Source organism: Winogradskya humida, from assembly GCF_016862215.1.
Classification (GTDB): Bacteria; Actinomycetota; Actinomycetes; order Mycobacteriales; family Micromonosporaceae; genus Actinoplanes; species Actinoplanes humidus.
Map to the genome: position 1 here is coordinate 157,769 of NZ_BOMN01000012.1, position 17,374 is coordinate 175,142.

Here is a 17,374-nt window from a genome sequence, read left to right on the forward strand (position 1 = left end):
CTCACCTTGCGCGAAGGGGACAGCACCGTGAATTACATCCTTCCTCTGTCGGAGACCCGGCTCGACGACTCCGCCCGGGTCGGCCGCAAGTCCGCCGTCCTGGCCGATCTCGTCGCCGCCGGGTCCGTGGTGCCCGACGGTTTCTCGGTCACCACCGACGCCCTCGATGCCTGCCTCGCCGCCGCGCCCCCGGGGTCCGGGGAACCCGAGCGGGTGCGGGCGCACATCATGGCGATGGCGCTGCCCGAGACCTTCGTCGCGGAGGTCGGCGCGGCGCTCGCCCGGCTCGGTGACGACCCGGTGGCCGTACGCTCGTCCGGCGTCGCCGAGGACCTCGCCGGCCAGTCGTTCGCCGGCCAGTACGAGTCGGTGCTCAACGTCCGCGGCCTCGACGGGGTGCTCGACGCCGTCCGCACCTGCTGGGCCTCCGGCTTCTCCGAGCGCGTCGCGGTCTACCGCGGTGACGGTCACGTCTCGGCCGAGGTCGGCGTGCTCGTGCAGCGCATGGTCGCCGCCGACGCGGCCGGGGTCGCGTTCAGCTGCAACCCGGTCACCGGGGACAGCGACGAGGTGCTGATCAGCGCGGTCGCCGGGCTCGGGGAACGGCTGATGGCCGGTGAGCAGACCGCCGACGAGTGGCTGGTCCGCGACGGCAGGGCCGAGCTCACCGCGGCCTCCGCGCCGGGTGCCGCGCCCGCGATCAACACTGTGCAGGCCCTCGAGGTGGCCGAGCTGGCGCTGCGGACCGCCGAGCATTACGGAAAACCCCAGGACATCGAATGGGCGTACGCCAACGGCGAACTGTTCCTGCTGCAGGCCCGCCCGATCACGACCCTGAGCAGCGTGGTCCGCGAGCAGATCCCGATCCCGATCGAGGAGCCGGCCCAGTTCTCCACCCGTGACCGCAACGCCGTCCGGCCGTGGACGCGGCTGCAGACCTCGCTGTTCCTGCCGGTCTTCAGCGACGCCGCCCGGCACGTGTTCCGCTTCACGACCGGCGCGACCCCGAAGGCAAGCTCGATCGGCGGCTGGGTCTACATGACGATGCCGCCCGCCGACCCGGCCACCCAGCTCGCCCGGATCGAGGACATCGCGGTGCAGATCCGCGACGGCGAACCCCGCAAGCTCGTGGAACGCTGGAACACCGAGTGGAAACCCGCGTTCGCCACCCGGTTGGCGGCGCTGCGCGAGATCGACCCGGTGGAGATCGACGACGCGACGCTGCTCGCGCACATCCGGGACATGACCGGCTTCTTCGCCGAGGTCCACGACGTCTACTTCCGGCTGACCGGTGCCGCCGTGGTGCTGCTCGGTGAGCTGGGTGTCGCCGCGCAGGACGTGCTCGGCTGGAACGCCGCGCAGACGCTCCAGCTCCGCGGCGGGCTGGTCGGCGCTCACATGGAGATCGCGATCGGGCTCGGTGAGCTGGCCCGGCTCGCGGCCGGTCGCCCGGCGGTGCGGGCCATCCTCGACGAGGGTGACCCCGATGCCGCCGAGCAGCTGCGCAGGGCCGATCCGGAGTTCGCGCAGGCGCTGCTCGACTACCGGGAGGCGTACTGCCACCGTACGATCGGCTTCGATCTGACCGAGCCCACCCTGGCCGAGCAGCCTGCGGTCCTGCTGAACCTGATCCGGGCGCAGCTCGACGAGCCCTTCGACGTCGAGCGCGAGCGCGCGGCGCTGCGGGCCCGGCTGGACGCGACCCTCGCCGAGGCGGAGCCCGCCCTGGCAGCGGCCGGCCCGGAGGCGCGGCGCCGATTCGAGGTGGCGCTGGCCGGCAGCGATCTGGGTGCGCCGGTGCGCGACGAGAAGGTCTACTACGCGGTGTCGCTGTGGGCCCTGCTGCGGTATTCGCTGCTGGAGCTCGGTGGCCGGCTCACCGCCGCGGGCCTCACCGACCACGCCCACGACGTGCTGCACCTGGACCTGGAGACCGCCCTCGGAGCCCTCGACAAGAGCTTCACCACGCCGGAAAACCCGGGCAGGAGCAAGGAGGGTGCGGATCTGCGGGACGCGGTCCGCACAGGCCGCGGCCGGCACACCTGGGCGACGGCGCACCCGGGCCCCGCGTTCTACGGCCCGCCGCCGAAGCCGATGGAGATGGGACCGGACCTGCCCACGCCGTCAGCGGGTGCGGAGTACGTCGCCCAGCTGGCCCAGTGGTCGATGAGCCTGTGGGCGGGTGGGCCGGGCGGCGAGTCGCCGGCCGGCACGCTGCGCGGACTCGCGGCCTCGGCGGGCCGCTACACCGGGCCGGCGCGGGTGATCCGCGACGTCACGGAATTCGGCAAGCTGCGCCGTGGTGACGTGCTCGTCTGCCCGGAGACCACGGCCCAGTGGGCGGTGCTGTTCCCGAGCGTCGGCGCGCTGGTCACCGACAACGGCAGCATCCTGTCGCACCCGGCGATCATCTCCCGGGAGTACGGCGTCCCGGCGGTGCTCGCCACCGGCTCGGCGACCAGCACGTTCCGCGACGGTCAGGTGATCACCGTGGACGGTGCCACGGGTCTGGTGACCCTCGCCGGGGAGCTGTGATGGGCCGCATCGACGTGCACCACCACGCCATCCTGCCGGAGATCTCGCGGCTGATGCGCGAGCTCGGGGCGCCGTTCACGATCCCGTGGTCGGCCGCGGAGACGGACCGGGTCATGGCGGAGCACGACATCGACGTGGCGGTCATCTCCAACGCCGTGCCGGGTGACTTCTTCTCCGACGCGCGCCGGGCCGGGGTCTTCCACCGGGCGGTGAACGTGGCGGTCGCGGAGTACGTCGCCGAGCAGCCCGGGCGGTTCGGGTTGCTGTCCGCGCTGCCGATGCCGTACGTGGATCTGGCGCTGGAGGAGGTCCGGCACAGCTTCGACGTGCTCGGGGCGGACGGCGTGCTGCTCGTGCCGCACTCGGGCGAGTCGTACCTGGGCGATCCGCTCTACGAGCCGCTGTTCGAGGAGCTGAACCGGCGGTCCGCCGTGGTGCTGGTGCACCCGATGGCGTTGCCGGGCCCGGCTGCGGCGCAGGTGCCGTACGTGCTGGCCGACTTCCTGCTCGACACCACCCGCGGCGCGCTGAGCCTGATCCTGTCCGGGGCGCTGGATCGCTACCCGGACATCCGGTTCGTGTTGTCGCACGGGGGTGGGTTCCTGCCGTACGCCGCGACCCGAGCCGATCTTCTCGCGCCGGCGTTCTTCGGGGTGGAGCCGGGCCTGGTGAAGCGGTCACTGGACCGCTTCTACTACGACACGGCGCTGACCGGTGCCTCCGGGCTGCCGAGCCTGCTGAGCACCGTCGGCCCGGAGCGGGTGGTGTTCGGAACCGACTGGTGTGCCGCGCCGGAGACCGCCGTCCGCGAGGTGGTCGCGGCGCTGAACGAGCCGTGGCCGCAGCTCGCGGACGGTGCGCGGGACCTGGTGGACCGGGGTAACGCACTCCGGCTCTTCCCCCGGTTCGGCGACACCCCCGAAAAAGCTTGCTTGCGTGACGCAAGTAGTTTTAGGCTGTCGGCATGAACCCGGACGCCCAGGACATCGAAGTGCTCACCGGCGGCCTGCTCGCCCTGGGTCGCGAGCTCTCCCGCGCCCGCGAACGCCAGGGCGAGGGCAGCCGGCTCACGATCCTGCAGCTCATCGACGAGGCCGCCGACGTGCGGCCGTCCGACCTGGCCACCGAGATGCAGATGTCGCTCTCGGCGGTCACCCGGCAGATCCACGCGCTGGCCGACACCGGCCAGGTGGAGCTGCACAACGACCGCAACGACCGGCGCTCCTTCCGGGTCGCGCTGACCCCCGCCGGCAAGGAGGAGCTCGACCGGCTCGTCCGCAAGTCGCACGACCGCTTCGCCGGCTTCCTGACCGGCTGGAGCGCCGAGGACACCGTGCAGCTGGGCACCCTGCTCAACCGGCTCGCAGCGTCCATCAAGGAGTCCCGTGACGGGCAGCAGAAGCCCGCGGCGGGCCGCACCTGGCAGCGCCAGGCGGCAGCACCGGAGGAGAAATGACGCTCCATGTGATCATCGCGGGTGCCGGGGTCGGCGGGCTCTGCCTGGCCCAGGGCCTGCTCCGGCGCGGGATCAGCGTCGCCGTCTACGAGCGCGACTCCTCCACGGAGTCCCGCCACCAGGGCTACCGGCTGCGCATCGACGAGCACGGGCGCACGGCACTGGCCGAGTGCCTGCCCGCCGAGCTCAACGACCTCGCCCACGCCACCGCCAACCAGATGTACATGCCGCGCGGCACGTCGTACGACCACCAGCTGAACCCGCTCGGCTCCTGGCGGCCCGCGGCACCGCTCGACCCGGCGCGGGCGGCCATCGTGGTCAACCGCCGCACCCTGCGGGAGATCCTGCTCGCCGGGCTGGACGGCGTCGTCCACTTCGGGCAGACCGTCACCGGGTACACCGAGCACGACGACCACGTGAGTGTGCGGTTCGCCGACGGCAGCGAGGCCACCGGTGACGTGCTCGTGGCCGCCGACGGCATCAACTCCGTGGTCCGCGGTCAGCTGCTGCCGCACACCGAGGTCCTCGACACCGGCCTGCGCGCGATCTACGGCCACCTCCCGCTCACCGCTGCGGTCCGCGAGTGGATGCCCGCGGAGCTGATCGGCGGGTCGCGGCCGGTTCTGGGGCCGGAGCGCACCACGCTGGCGCTCGGGGTCTTCGAGCCGGTCCGCTCGCCCGAGCAGGCCGCCGCGGAGCTCGCGCCGTACGCGAAACTGCACCCGGTCCCCGCGTACGTGAAATGGACGCTCGTGGCCCCGGTCGCGTCCTACCCCGTGCCCGAGGACGAGCTGTTCACGGCCCCGGCCGAGCGGCTGCACAGCATCGCCGGCCGGCTCGTGGCCGGCTGGCACCCCGTCGTGCGGCGGCTCGTCGCCGAGTCGATCGTGGCCGACACGTTCGCGTTGTCGATCCGCTCGACCCTGCCCTCGGGCGACTGGACGGCGGGCCGGGTCACGGTGCTCGGCGACGCCATCCACGCCACCACCCCGGTCGGTGGGACGGGTGCCAACACCGCGCTGCGCGACGCCGCCCTGCTGGCCTCGCGGATCGGCCGGGTCGGAGGCGGCCGCGGCGACCTGCTCGCGGCTATAACGAGCTTCGAGTCAGACATGCGTCAATACGGATACCAGGCGGTTCGCGACTCGCTCTCCGGAGCGGCCACGATCTTCCAGACCGCCGAACTCGCCCAGAAAGGCAGCCCCGCATGAACGCCGCCAACCAGACTCCCGCCCGCGGTGGCCGGCTACGCGCCCTGCTGCCGACCCTGCTGGACGTGATCGTCCCGGTCATCCTCTACTTCATCCTCAAGAAGCTCGGCAGCAGCGACTTCTGGGCGCTGACCCTCGCCGGTGTCGGCACGGGCGTCTACGCGCTGGTGAACACGATCCGACGGCGCAAGCTCGACTTCATCGGCATCCTGGTGCTGCTGGAGATCGTCCTCTCGGTCGGGCTGCTGTTCATCACCGACGACCCGCGCCTGGTCGCCATCAAGCCCGCCTTCTACACCACCCTCACCGGCCTGTACTTCCTGTTCACCTGCGTGGTCGGCAAACCCATCATCTACACCGCGGTGACCCCGATCGCCACCGACGGCGACCCGGTGCGTACGAAGGCGTACGCGCAGGCCTGGAACGAGTCCCGCCCGTTCCGGGTGCGGGAGCGGCTGATGACCGCGGTGTTCGGCGCCGGTCTGCTGATCGAGGCCGTCCTGCGCATCGTGATCGTCTACCACTGGTCGCCGGCGAAGCTGGACGAGTCGTTCGTCGTCTCGCAGCTGCCCGGCATCATCGTGATCGTCGCCGTGCTCGCGTTCTTCCGCTCCCAGGTCCCCGCGATCAGCAAGATCGTCGACGGCTTCCAGGAGCGGCTGGAGCAGGGTTCACGCCGCACCAACGGCAACCCGGCCCCCGCACCCACCGCCTGACCTCACTCCCCCGAAGGCTGCGCCCGCCCCCGACCCCCGGACGGCGGGCGCAGCCGTATCCGAAGCACCCCGCGACGCGCCCGCACCGGCGTCGTGCGATGGCTGCTGCCCTCGTTCTGAGAAGGAGTCCACGATGGCTGTCCAAGCCGGACCCGTACCCGCAGCGACAACCCGGACCGCACCACCGCCCGGGCGCCGCCGGCAGCTCGCCGCGATCCTGCCGATGGCCCTCGACATGGCCGCCCCGATGATCAGCTTCATCCTGCTGCACCTCGTTCTGGGGGTGTCGCCGGTCATCGCGCTGACCGCCGGCGCGTTCGCCGCCGGGCTCCGGGTGCTCTACCTCGCCGTGCGGGAGCGCCGGATCAGCGCGTTCTCCGTCCTGATGCTCCTCATCATGGCCGCCACCATCGTGCTGGTCCTCATCACCGGCGACCCTCGCCTGATCCTGGCCAAGTCGGCCCTCATCCCCGCGCTGGGCGGCACCTGGGGGATCATCACGAACTTCGTCGGCCACCCGCTGGTCTTCGACGTCGCCGGCCCGTTCATCACCAAGGGTGACCCGGAGCTGGCGGCGTCCTGGCGCACGGCGTGGGAGCACGAGCCCGAGTTCGTGGCGCGGCTCAAGCTGCTCAACCTCATCTGGGGTATCGGCTTCCTGATCAGCGCCGTCCTGCGGGTGGTCATCGTCTACCACGTGCCGCTCACCGTCGGCGTCTTCGCAGGTCAGGTGCCCACGCTCGGCGGGCTCGTCGTGCTGATCCTGCTCACCCGCCGGCTCGGCCGGCCCCTGATGGCAGCCGTGCACCGGCAGGCAGCGATCGCGCGGAGCGCGCCTGCCGTCCACCCGCAAGCCACGGTCGCCCGGAGCACCCTGTGAAATGGTTCCGGCACGACCCGGGCCGGCCCGACGGCCGTTACAAGGCTGCGGTCCGGCGCAACCTCGAGCTGGTCGGCGGGCAGATCGGCGGGCTGCTTGTCGCGACGGCGTTCATCACCGCCGGTGCGGTGTTCTCCGCCGCCACCCCCCTCGCGCAGCAGTGGGTCGTGGACCACGCCATCCTCACGCACAGCGCCCCGATCTGGCCCGGCCTGGTCGTCTACCTGCTGCTCGGCATCGGCGTCTTCGCCACCAAGCGGATCTGTCTCTACCGGCAGGCCCGCGCCGTCGCGGAGCTGCAGTACGAGGTCCGCAACCAGGTGCACACCCGGCTGCAGCACCTCGACGAGTCGACCCGCGAGGGGCTGCCCACCGGCCAGCTCGTCTCCCGGGTCAACTCCGACGCCGGGGTGCTCGTCCGGGTGCTCGCCAACGTGCCGCAGGTGATCGGTGCCCTGATCTTCACGGCGGTCGCGTTGATCGCCATGCTCGTGCTGTCGCCGCTGCTCGCCACGGTCACGCTGGTCATGGTGCCCGTGCTGACATATGTGGCCGCCCGGATGCGCGCCGTCGTGCAGCCCGCCTCCTGGGACGTCCAGCAGCGCGAGGGTGAGCTCGCCCAGACCGTCGACGAGACCGTGAGCGGCATCCGGGTCGTCAAGGCGTTCGGGCAGCAGGACCGCGAGCAGGAACGGATGGTGCAGAATTCGCGCGAGCTGTACGGCGCGCGGATGCGGCTCACCCGGCTCAGCGCGAAGTACGAGTCGCTGTTCGGGTCGATCCCGCGCTTCGGCCAGGTCGCCGTACTGGCCCTCGGCGGCTGGCTCGCGCTCGAGCACCGCATCTCGGTCGGCACGTTCCTCGCGTTCGCCAGCTATCTGATGATGCTGGTGGCCCCGGCCCGGATCGTTGCCGGGCTGATCGGCACGGCGCAGCGGGCCGGCGCGGCGGCGACGCGGATCTTCGAGGTGCTCGACTCGGTGCCGCTGATCGCCGACGCCCCGGACGCCCGCGAGCTGCGGGTCACCGCCGGCACGGTCACGTTCGACGGGGTGCGGACGGGATATCCGCATGCCGAGCCCGTCCTCGACGGGTTCAGCCTGACGATCGCGCCGGGTGAGACGGTTGCCCTGGTCGGGGCGTCCGGCTCCGGCAAGTCGACCGCGGCGCTGTTGCTGCCGAGGCTGCGGGAGGCGCAGGGCGGGACCGTACGCATCGACGGGCAGGACGTCCGCGACGTGACCCTCTCCTCGCTGCGCCGGCAGGTCGCGATCGTCTTCGAGGAGTCGTTCCTGTTCGCCGGTTCCGTACGGGAGAACATCGCCTACGGGCGCCCGGACGCGCCGTTCGACGAGATCGTGGCCGCCGCCCGCACCGCAGGCGTCCACGACCTGATCACGGCGCTGCCCGAGGGCTACGATTCGGAGACCGGCGAGCGCGGTTCGCGGTTCTCCGGCGGCCAGCGGCAACGGATCGCGATCGCCCGGGCGCTGGTCACGGGTGCTCCGGTGCTGGTGCTCGACGACGTGACCAGCGCGGTCGACGCGCATGTGGAGGCCGGGATCGTCGCGGGGCTGCGGGCCGCCACACTCGGGCGTACCACCCTGCTGATCTCGCACCGGCGGGCGACGCTCGCCCTGGCCGACCGGATCGCCGTGCTCGACGGCGGCCGGATCATCGACGACGGCACGCACGACGAGCTGATCGCCCGCTGTCCCCGTTACGCCGAGCTGCTGGCGTCGGCCGAGGCGGACCAGGCCGAGGCTGCGCTGGTGGAGCAGGACAGTGCCTGGGGTACGCCCCGGCCACGAGCGGTGAGCCCCGCCGCGGCCGAAATGATGGCCAAGCTGGCGACCCTGCCACCGGCCGACGAGGACCCGTCGATCGACCGGGCGGCGGCCGAGGACGAGTCGCGCTTCTCGCTGAAACGGTTCCTGGCGCCGTACCGCACGGCGCTGGCGGTGAGCGTGCCGCTGTTCATCCTCGGCGCGGCGACCACGGTGGCCGGTCCTTATCTCTACGAGCACGGCATCGACGGCGGCGTACGCAGCGGGTCGGGGCGGGTGCTGCTGATCGTGGTGGCGGTGATGGCGCTGGTGGCCGTCGCGGACCTGTTCGCCGTACGGGCGATGACTCTTGTTTCGGGCCGGCTCGGGCAGCGCATCGTGATCGCGTTGCGCCTGCGGGTCTGGGTGCACCTGAAACGGCTGTCGCTGGACTTCTACGAGCGGCACCGCAGCGGCAGCATCATGACCCGCGTGGTGACCGACGTCGAGTCGCTGACCGGCGTCTTCTCGTCCGGGCTGGCGCAGGCCGTCGTCGCGGTGTTCACGTTCGCCGGCGTGCTGGCCGCGATGCTCTGGATGAGCCCCGCGCTGACCCTGCTCACCTCGGTGGTGCTGGTGCCGTTCGTGCTGGTGACGGCCGTCTTCCAGCGGTTGAGCAGCAAACCGTACGCGGACGCCCGCGAACAGGTCGCCACGATGAACGCGGACCTGCGCGAGAGCCTGGCCGGCGTCCGCGAGACCCAGGTCTTCGGCCAGCAGGACCGCCGCCGCGGCCGGTTCGAGGAGACGACCCGGGCCTACGTCGACGCCCGGATGGCTGCCCAGCGCCTGGCCTCGCTGTACTTCCCGTTCGTCGAGCTGCTCGCCGACGTCGCCGCGGTGTTCGTGCTCGGGGCGGGGGCGTGGCTGATCGGCCGCGGTCACCTGCAGGTCGGCGCGCTCGTCGCGTTCATGCTCTACATCAACCTGTTCTTCACCCCGGTGCAGCAGATGTCGACGCTGTTCGACTCGTGGCAGCAGGCGCGGGTGTCGATGCGCCGGGTGCAGGAGCTGATGGACGAGCAGGCGAGTGTGCGCCCGGCCACCGATCCGGTGCGCCCCGCGGTCCTGCGCGGCGAGATCGAGCTCCGCGGTGTCGGGTTCACCTACCCGGACGGCCGGGAGGCATTGCGCGGCATCGATCTGCGCATCGCCGCCGGGGAGACGCTGGCCGTGGTCGGCGAGTCCGGCTCGGGCAAGTCGACGCTGGCGAAGCTGATCGTCCGGTTCCACGACCCGGTCAGCGGCGCGGTGCTGGTCGACGGGGTGGATCTGCGGGAAATCGACGAGCGCGGTTACCGGGCGCGGCTGGGGTATGTGCCGCAGGAGCCGTACCTGTTCTCGGGATCGGTGCGCGACAACATCGCGTACGCCCGCCCGGACGCGACCGACGCCGAGGTCGAGCGGGCCGCCCGTCGCTCCGGCGCGCACGAGATGATCGCCGGGCTCGACGGGGGCTACCGGCACGTGCTCGACGAGCGTGGCGCGTCCCTGTCCGCCGGGCAGCGCCAACTGCTCTGCCTGGCCCGCGCCGAACTGGTCGACCCGGTGGTGCTGCTGCTCGACGAGGCCACGTCCAACCTGGACGCGGCCGCGGAGGCGGCGGTGCACGAAGCGATGCGGCGGATGGCCGGGCGCCGGACCACCGTGGTGATCGCGCACCGGCTGGCGGTCGCGGAGGACGCCGACCGGGTGGCCGTGCTCAGCGCGGGCCGCCTGGTGGAGCTCGGCCCGCCGGCCGAGCTGCGCACCGCGGGCGGTCCCTACAGCCGGCTCGTCGCCGCCGCGACTGTATCGGCCTGACGAGTCAGGGCCCGGCAGTCCTCGTAGAACGGTAACAATCCGCGCCGGACGGACTCAGTCAGCGACGGCGCCCCGGCGTCGACCCGCGACATGATCAGGTCCGTCCGGCCGGCGAACGGCAGTGCCAGGTCGGGATCGAGCGGATCGACCGCGATGACGTCCCCCGCCACGTATCCCGTGGAGCACTGGTACTGCACCAGCGTGTCGTCGCGCAGGGCGAGGAACGCGTGCCCGATGCCCTCGCCGAGCAGCACGGCGCGCGGGTCACCGGCGCGCAACCGTACGGCCAGGTGCCGGCCGAACGTCGGTGAGCCCACCCGCAGGTCGACGGAGACGTCGAGAATCTCCCCGCGCAGACAGCTGACGATCTTCGCCTGGCCGGGCGGGACCCGGGCGCTGTGCACGCCCCGGACGACATCGGCGTGCGACACCGAGTGGTTGGTCTGAGCGATGCGGAACGGGCGGCCGAGGACCTCGCTCAGCGCGTCCTCGCGGTAGGACTCGACGAACTCCCCGCGGTCGTCGGCGAAGACGCGTGAGGTCAGCACGAAGACGTCGGGGATGTCGAGCTCGTGGATGTCCAGGCTACGGCTGGTGTACCTGCGATCTGCCATGCCGCGCGACGGTAGGTGCCGCGGTTGGAGAGCCGGTCGAGCCCCGGCGCTCCACCAGCCCTCGACGGCGGCACCCGACCCTGGCACGGCGACCCGCGCCGAGCCGGAGGAGGCTTTCATGGCACGACCGACGGTGCTCACCCGTCCCGCTCTCGCCGACCGGTTCGCCGCGTCGGCGAGAGCGCCCGGAGCTCTGCTGAGCGACGACGAGTTCGACGGATGGTTCGCCGGGCGGCGCCACGCGTCCCGCTTCGCCGTCGAGCGGATCCCGCTCGCCGGGCTGCGCGGCTGGCACGAGGATCCCGGCACCGGCAACCTCGTCCACGAGACCGGCCGGTTCTTCACCGTCGAGGGCCTGAGCGTACGCACCGGCACCCCGCACTCCTGGATGCAGCCGATCATCCAGCAGAGCGAGATCGGCATCCTGGGCCTGGCGGTCAAGGAGTTCGACGGGGTGCTGCACCTGCTGATGCAGGCGAAGATGGAACCGGGCAACGTGGGCCTGGTCCAGCTGTCCCCCACCGTGCAGGCCACCCGCAGCAACTACGTGGGCGTGCATCGCGGCCGGCCGATCACCCACCTCGACTACTTCACCCAGCCGGGCCGCAGCCGGGTGCTCGTCGACGTGCTGCAGTCCGAGCAGGGCTCCTGGTTCCTGCACAAACGCAACCGCAACATGATCGTCGAGGTCACCGAGGACGTCCCCGAGCACCCCGACTTCTGCTGGCTGACCCTCGCGCAGGTCCGCCGTCTGCTCCGGGCCGACAACGTGATCAACATGGACGCCCGCTCGGTGCTGTCCTGCGTGCCCGAGCCCGCCGGGGACGAGGGCACGGCCCGGCACTCCGGCGGCGAGCTGCTGCGCTGGCTCACCGACGTCAAGGCCCGCGCCGACCTGCAGCAGCGGCTCGTCCCGCTGCGCGGGATCACCGGCTGGCACCGGAGCGGCGACGCCATCCGGCACGACGAGGGCCGGTTCTTCGAGGTCGTCGCGATCGAGGCGGCGGCCGGCAACCGCGAGGTGGGGCACTGGACGCAGCCGCTGATCGCGCCGGTCGGGCAGGGCATCGCGGCGTTCCTGACCCGGCCGATCGGCGGGGTGCCGCACCTGCTCGTGCAGGCCAAGATGGAGGCCGGCGTACGCGACGTGGCCGAGCTCGCGCCGACGTTCCAGGCGCTGCCGGCCAACTTCGCGGGAGCCCCGGACCGGCTCCGGCCGCGTTTCCTCGACGAGGTGCTGGCCGCGAGCGGGACGGCGCTGCGTTACGACAGCGTGCAGTCCGAGGAGGGCGGCCGGTTCCACCACGCGACCAACCGCTACCAGGTGATCGAGGTGGGCACCGGCTTCCCGCTCGACGAGCCGCCCGGCTTCCGGTGGGTCACACCCGGGCAGCTGCGAGCGCTCCTGCAGCATCCGTACTACGTCAACGTGCAGGCGCGCAGTCTGCTGGCCGGGCTGGGTGCCGTCCGATGATCCCGCTGCGGATCGGGGTGCTCGGGGCGGCCGACATCGCCGTACGCCGCACGCTGCCCGCGCTGCGCACGATCCCTGATGACGCCGTCCTCGTCGCGGTGGCCAGCCGTGCGCCGGACCGGGCCGCGTGGCTCGCCGGTCAGTACGGCGCCCGCGCGTACGGCTCGTACGCCGCACTGCTCGACGACCCGGACGTCGACGCGGTGTATCTGCCGTTGCCGGCCGGGCTGCACGGGCCGTGGATCGAGCGCTGCCTCGCGGCCGGGAAACACGTGCTGGCGGAGAAGCCGCTGGCCACCGACCGGGCGACCGCCGAGCGGCTGCTGCGGCTGGCCACCGCCAGGGGCCTGGTCCTCGCGGAGAACATGACCTTCCCGTTCCACTCCCAGCACACGGCGGTGGCCCGGCTCGTGATCGCGGGCCGCATCGGCGAGCTGCGCAGCGTGCAGGCGTCGTTCTGCGTGCCGCCGCGCCCGGCCGGCGACATCCGCTATCAGGCGGCGCTCGGCGGTGGATCGCTGCTGGACCAGGGCGTCTATCCGATACGGGCGGCGTTGCTGCATCTCGGCCCCGGGCTACGGGTGGACGCCGCGACACTGCGCCACGACCCGGTTCGCGCCGTCGACCTCGGTGGCACGGCCCGGCTGTGCGGCCCGGACGGCACCGAGGCGCGGCTGGTCTTCGGCATGGACGGCGACTACTCCTGCCACTACGAGCTGACGGGCACCCGCGGCTCGATCCGTGTGCAACGCGCCTTCACCACGCCGCCCGGCCTGGCGCCGCAGGTCTGGCTGCAGAACGACGACACCCCCGGCCACGCCCTCGATCTGCCGCCCGACGACCAGTTCGCCCGCTGCCTGAGCACCTTTGTGGCGCGGGTCCGCGCCGGCTCCGAGCCGGGCCCCGGCCCGCTGCTGCAGGCCGCCGCGGTCGACGACATCCGGTCCTTCTCGACCATCACCTCAGGGAGCTCTCGGTGACATCGTCCCCTCATCGCCGGGTCACGGTCCTCGGCGGCACCGGCTTCGCCGGACGCCACATCGCCACCGCGTTCGCTGCTGCCGGCTGGCACGTCACGGTCGCGGCCCGACACCCCCACAGATCAGGCTTCGCGTACGCCCACCTCGACCTTTCCGCACCACCGGCAACCGTGGCGACGGCGCTGCGAGGCACCGAACCTGACGTCGTCGTCAACGCCGCCGGCGCCTACTGGGGGCTGAGCGGCACCGCGTTGCACGACGCGCTGGCCGGCACCACCGAGCGGCTCCTCGCGGCGTGGCCCCTGCTCGGCTCACAACCCCGGCTGATCCACCTCGGCAGCGTCATGGAGTACGCCCCGGTCTCCGGCCGGGTGCTGCTCCACGAACGCTCACCGGTGGACGCGGCAACCCCGTACGGTGCGGCCAAGCTGCACGCGACCCGCGCCGTTCAGAAGGCGGCCGGCGTTCCCGCGCTGGTGCTGCGCGTGACGAACTCGGTCGGCCCCGGCGTCGACGCCGCCAGCCTGCTCGGCAAGGTCGCCCACGCGCTGGGCACCGCCCGGCGCGACGGCACCACAGCGCGGATCGTCCTGGCCCCACTGCATGCCCAGCGTGACTACCTCGACGTCCGCGACCTGGGCGACGCCGTGGTCGCCGCCGCGGTCCACGGCGAGCCCGGGCAGCTCATCAACATCGGCAGCGGTTCCGCGATCGGCGTGCGTGAGCTGGTCGACGGGCTGATCGCGGCCAGCGGCGTCCCGGCCCGGGTCGAGGAACGCACCGACGCGCCCTCCTCCCCGGGCGCCGTCGCCGACTGGCTGGCCGTGGACCCGGCAACCGCCATCCGGCTGCTGGGCTGGCGGGCACGCCGCCCGATCGACCGCGCGGTCACCGACCTGTGGCAGTCCTCAAAAATCGACGACCTCCACTCGATCGGCGATCGATCCCGCGTGGATGCCGGTGCCGCACAGTCGATCTCGACCTACCGGAGGTGATCATGTCTTTCCTGTTCGCGGCCGCACTGATCGGATCAGGCCTGCTGGCGGGGACGCTGTTCGGCGTCGCCGTGGGTGTGGTCCCGGCGTTCGCGGCGGTCCCGGCCGGCGAGTACGTGCGGATCCACCGGGTCGTCGGCGCCGGCTTCGACCGGGTCATGCCGTTCATCGTCATCGCGACCAGCGCGGGCGACCTCATCGTCGCCCCGGCCGTCGGCGGCCCGGCCCGGGTCCTGCTGCTCGCCGCCGTGGTGCTGCAGGCCGGCGTCGCCGCCACCTCCCAGCTCGGCAACGTACCCATCAACCGGCGGGTGCGGTCACTCCCCGCCGGACCACTGCCGGACGGCTGGGCCGACCCCCGGTCCGCGTGGCGGCGCTGGCACCTGCTTCGGACCTCGTTCGCCCTCGCCGCGCTGACGGCTCACGCCCTCGCGGCCCTGTCCCTCATCCACCCCGCGCTCGAAGGAAGCCTGTCATGACGATTGCCCCCGCACCCGCCCCGGTCGCCGCGGCCGCGCTGCGCACCCCCACCGACGTCAAGCGCCTGGCCAACGCGTTCTGCCACGCGCAGCTGCTGCTCACCGCCGACGAGCTCGGCCTCTTCGCCGACCTCGGCAGCCATAGTCCCTCCACACAGGAGCAGATCACCGAGCGGCTCGGGCTCGACGGGCGCGGCACGGGCGATTTCCTCGACGGCCTGGTGCTGCTCGGGCTGATCGAGCTGACCGGCGACGTCTACACGCTGACGGACGTGGCCACCGAGACGCTGGTGCCCGGCACTCCCCGCTACATCGGCGGTTTCCTGCGCCGCGCGTCCCGGATGCTGTATCCCGCGTGGGGTCAGCTCGGTGCCGCACTACGGACGGGACAGCCCCAGACCGCGGGCGCCGGACCGGACGCGTTCCTGCGGATGCTCGCGGATCCGGCGCAGCGCAGCGCGTACCTCACCATGATGGACTCGGCCAGCGGCCTGGTCGCGCCGCACCTGATCCGGGCATTCCCCTGGTCCGCGTATGCCTCCGTGCTCGACGTGGGCGGCTGCCGCGGCAACCTGGTGGGACGCCTGCTCGGCGCGTACCCGGAGCTTCGGGGTGCGGTCTTCGACCTGCCGCCGATGGCGGAGCCCTTCCAGGAGCACACCACGGCGCTCGGCGTCGCCGAACGGGCCACGTTCCACGCCGGTGACTTCTTCCACGAGGACCTGCCCACCGCGAACGTCGTGATGCTCGGCCACGTCCTGCACAACTGGTCCCCCGAGGAGCGCGCCGCCCTGGTCACCCGGGCCTGGGCCGCGGTCGCCCCCGGCGGCGCCCTGCTGATCTACGACGCGATGCTCCCCGAAACCCCCACCGACCTCCCCCGGACCCTGGTCAGCCTGAACATGCTCCTGGTCACCGAGGGCGGCTCCGAATACCCCGCGTCGCACTGCCAGGCCTGGCTGACCGCGGCCGGCTGCACCACCACCGAGGTCCACGCCCTCGGCTCCACCGACACCCTCGTCATCGGTCACAAACCCCGATGATCCACATAGATCGGACCCCCATGACCCTCACCCTGAACCGCCGCCGCCTGCTCGCCACCGGCGCCGCCGGTATCGGCCTGGCGGCTGTGCCCGCTCTGTGCGTCTCCCCCGCCTCGGCCGCTCCGTTGGCCGGGGGCTCCAAGCGCACCCCCGGTACGGCGATCACGCTGGACGGCGCCAGCAACAGCCGCGACCTGGGCGGCTATGTCACCGCGGACGGCAAGTGCGTACGCAGCGGCAAGGTCTTCCGCTCGGGCACCCTGGCCGGGCTGACCACCACCGGCACTCGCCAGCTCGCCGCGCTGGGCGTGAAATGGGCGTTCGACCTACGCAACGACGCCGAACGATACCTGTTCGGCAAGGGCAAGGTGGGCACGGTCAAGCCCTGGCTCGCCCCGGTCGGCAACGACACGGAGGACAACCCGTACGGCCCGCCCGTCGCCGGCCAGGTCACGGCCTCGGTGATCGCGGAGTTCCAGTCCTACGTGTCGTTCTCATCGGCCGTGATCTCGGTCGGCTCGATCCTGCGCATGCTGGCCATCCCCGGCGGCCAGCCCCTGCTCTTCGGCTGCGACTCAGGCTCCGCCCGCAGCGGCTGGACGGCCGCGGTCCTCATGACCGTCCTGGGCGTCCCGCGCGCGCAGGTGAACTCTGAATTCCTGCTGAGCAACCAGACGCTCGGCGGCCAATACCTCTTCACCGAATACCTCGACGCAGCCTTCGCGAAGGTCGACGAGATCTACGGCGACTGGGCCACCTTCGTCCAGATCGGCCTGGGCCTCGACGCCGGCGACATCACCGCGCTCAAGTCCAGCCTGCTGTCCTGACAACCACGAAGGCTGCCGCCCCCGATCCGAGGGACGGCAGCCTTCGTCGTGCGGCTCGTGTTTCCACGTCGGGTCCGGCTCTGTCCGAGTCGATCCGACCGGCTACGAGGGTCGGCGTAGACCCTCGCCGGAGGCCTTACCCGGGTGGGAACGAGGCACGAAATTGCGCCCAAACCCGTGATGCCGCAACGTCCTGCGGCGTCAGCTGTCAAATGTGGGCCAATCACGTCCGGCCCGAAAACGTGTGTTCTGCGGTCAGACTCGAGTGCCCGGACTTGACGAACAGAACCGTATAAAATTGCGGCATCCCGGCGCCCTGCGCAATATCTAGCCTCGCGGCGTTGCGGCCGTGAGTGTCCCCGAGCCGGCGAGTTACATCCGGGCCGGCCGCGGACGTTGTCACGGGTCATCCTGACCACCTAGCTGCCAATGACGTCGCCCGACTGGTCGGTGTCATGGCCGAATGGTCGCGGAGCCCGCCACCACCGCCCACTGGCCGCGACCGAGTTGTCGCCGTCCATGCCGCGAGGCTAGA

14 protein-coding genes are annotated in these 17,374 nt (G+C 72.0%); 13 read left to right on the forward strand and 1 reads right to left on the reverse strand.

Annotation, left to right across the window (positions count from 1 at the left end):
- Positions 1-27 precede the first annotated feature (27 nt).
- From Ahu01nite_RS04635 to Ahu01nite_RS04665, 7 genes are all read left to right on the forward strand, one after another.
- Entirely contained in the window at positions 28-2,535 is a 2,508-nt protein-coding gene (locus Ahu01nite_RS04635; protein WP_203835117.1) for a PEP/pyruvate-binding domain-containing protein, read from the forward strand.
- Positions 2,535-3,503: an amidohydrolase family protein gene (locus Ahu01nite_RS04640; protein WP_203835118.1), complete on the forward strand. Its 969-nt coding sequence runs from the start codon at positions 2,535-2,537 to the stop codon at positions 3,501-3,503. Before Ahu01nite_RS04635 ends, Ahu01nite_RS04640 begins: the two co-directional genes overlap by 1 nt.
- Positions 3,500-3,991 carry a MarR family winged helix-turn-helix transcriptional regulator gene (locus Ahu01nite_RS04645; RefSeq protein ID WP_203835119.1) on the forward strand — a complete coding sequence of 164 codons (492 nt, stop codon included), beginning with the start codon at positions 3,500-3,502 and terminating at the stop codon, positions 3,989-3,991. The genes Ahu01nite_RS04640 and Ahu01nite_RS04645 overlap by 4 nt, the downstream gene beginning before the upstream one ends.
- Positions 3,988-5,202: an FAD-dependent oxidoreductase gene (locus Ahu01nite_RS04650; protein ID WP_203835120.1), complete on the forward strand. Its 1,215-nt coding sequence runs from the start codon at positions 3,988-3,990 to the stop codon at positions 5,200-5,202. The genes Ahu01nite_RS04645 and Ahu01nite_RS04650 overlap by 4 nt, the downstream gene beginning before the upstream one ends.
- Positions 5,199-5,918: a VC0807 family protein gene (locus tag Ahu01nite_RS04655; protein WP_203835121.1), complete on the forward strand. Its 720-nt coding sequence runs from the start codon at positions 5,199-5,201 to the stop codon at positions 5,916-5,918. The genes Ahu01nite_RS04650 and Ahu01nite_RS04655 overlap by 4 nt, the downstream gene beginning before the upstream one ends.
- Positions 5,919-6,051: 133 nt before the next feature.
- Positions 6,052-6,798 carry a VC0807 family protein gene (locus Ahu01nite_RS04660; RefSeq protein WP_203835122.1) on the forward strand — a complete coding sequence of 249 codons (747 nt, stop codon included), beginning with the start codon at positions 6,052-6,054 and terminating at the stop codon, positions 6,796-6,798.
- Positions 6,795-10,427, forward strand: coding sequence for an ABC transporter ATP-binding protein (locus tag Ahu01nite_RS04665; RefSeq protein ID WP_203835123.1), 3,633 nt, complete (start codon positions 6,795-6,797; stop codon positions 10,425-10,427). The genes Ahu01nite_RS04660 and Ahu01nite_RS04665 overlap by 4 nt, the downstream gene beginning before the upstream one ends.
- Here Ahu01nite_RS04665 and Ahu01nite_RS04670 read toward each other — a convergent pair.
- On the reverse strand, positions 10,388-11,041 hold the full coding sequence (locus Ahu01nite_RS04670; protein WP_203835124.1) for a dTDP-4-dehydrorhamnose 3,5-epimerase family protein: 654 nt from the start codon (positions 11,039-11,041) through the stop codon (positions 10,388-10,390). The genes Ahu01nite_RS04665 and Ahu01nite_RS04670 overlap by 40 nt on opposite strands.
- Positions 11,042-11,159: 118 nt before the next feature.
- Between Ahu01nite_RS04670 and Ahu01nite_RS04675 the strand changes: the two genes are divergently transcribed.
- From Ahu01nite_RS04675 to Ahu01nite_RS04700, 6 genes are read left to right on the forward strand one after another with little or no spacing between them, the layout of a single operon-like run.
- Entirely contained in the window at positions 11,160-12,515 is a 1,356-nt protein-coding gene (locus Ahu01nite_RS04675; protein ID WP_203835125.1) for an NDP-hexose 2,3-dehydratase family protein, read from the forward strand.
- The gene (locus Ahu01nite_RS04680; RefSeq protein WP_203835126.1) at positions 12,512-13,495 is read left to right on the forward strand and encodes a Gfo/Idh/MocA family protein; all 984 of its coding nucleotides are present in this window, start codon (positions 12,512-12,514) and stop codon (positions 13,493-13,495) included. The genes Ahu01nite_RS04675 and Ahu01nite_RS04680 overlap by 4 nt, the downstream gene beginning before the upstream one ends.
- Positions 13,492-14,490, forward strand: a complete 999-nt coding sequence (locus Ahu01nite_RS04685) for an NAD-dependent epimerase/dehydratase family protein (RefSeq protein ID WP_203835127.1) — start codon at positions 13,492-13,494, stop codon at positions 14,488-14,490. The genes Ahu01nite_RS04680 and Ahu01nite_RS04685 overlap by 4 nt, the downstream gene beginning before the upstream one ends.
- Positions 14,491-14,492: 2 nt before the next feature.
- Complete coding sequence (locus tag Ahu01nite_RS04690; protein WP_203835128.1) at positions 14,493-14,969, forward strand: anthrone oxygenase family protein; 477 nt, start codon at positions 14,493-14,495, stop codon at positions 14,967-14,969.
- Complete coding sequence (locus tag Ahu01nite_RS04695) at positions 14,966-16,012, forward strand: methyltransferase (protein WP_203835129.1); 1,047 nt, start codon at positions 14,966-14,968, stop codon at positions 16,010-16,012. The genes Ahu01nite_RS04690 and Ahu01nite_RS04695 overlap by 4 nt, the downstream gene beginning before the upstream one ends.
- 20 nt (positions 16,013-16,032) lie before the next feature.
- On the forward strand, positions 16,033-16,839 hold the full coding sequence (locus tag Ahu01nite_RS04700; RefSeq protein ID WP_203835130.1) for a tyrosine-protein phosphatase: 807 nt from the start codon (positions 16,033-16,035) through the stop codon (positions 16,837-16,839).
- Positions 16,840-17,374 lie beyond the last annotated feature (535 nt).

Coding starts and splice junctions, on each gene's coding strand:
- Ahu01nite_RS04670 (WP_203835124.1), bottom strand. CDS start 11,041: ATGGCAGATCGCAGGTACACCAGCCGTAGCCTGGACATCCACGAGCTC.
- Ahu01nite_RS04680 (WP_203835126.1), top strand. CDS start 12,512: ATGATCCCGCTGCGGATCGGGGTGCTCGGGGCGGCCGACATCGCCGTA.
- Ahu01nite_RS04655 (WP_203835121.1), top strand. CDS start 5,199: ATGAACGCCGCCAACCAGACTCCCGCCCGCGGTGGCCGGCTACGCGCC.
- Ahu01nite_RS04645 (WP_203835119.1), top strand. CDS start 3,500: ATGAACCCGGACGCCCAGGACATCGAAGTGCTCACCGGCGGCCTGCTC.
- Ahu01nite_RS04690 (WP_203835128.1), top strand. CDS start 14,493: ATGTCTTTCCTGTTCGCGGCCGCACTGATCGGATCAGGCCTGCTGGCG.
- Ahu01nite_RS04695 (WP_203835129.1), top strand. CDS start 14,966: ATGACGATTGCCCCCGCACCCGCCCCGGTCGCCGCGGCCGCGCTGCGC.
- Ahu01nite_RS04700 (WP_203835130.1), top strand. CDS start 16,033: ATGACCCTCACCCTGAACCGCCGCCGCCTGCTCGCCACCGGCGCCGCC.
- Ahu01nite_RS04650 (WP_203835120.1), top strand. CDS start 3,988: ATGACGCTCCATGTGATCATCGCGGGTGCCGGGGTCGGCGGGCTCTGC.
- Ahu01nite_RS04675 (WP_203835125.1), top strand. CDS start 11,160: ATGGCACGACCGACGGTGCTCACCCGTCCCGCTCTCGCCGACCGGTTC.
- Ahu01nite_RS04660 (WP_203835122.1), top strand. CDS start 6,052: ATGGCTGTCCAAGCCGGACCCGTACCCGCAGCGACAACCCGGACCGCA.
- Ahu01nite_RS04640 (WP_203835118.1), top strand. CDS start 2,535: ATGGGCCGCATCGACGTGCACCACCACGCCATCCTGCCGGAGATCTCG.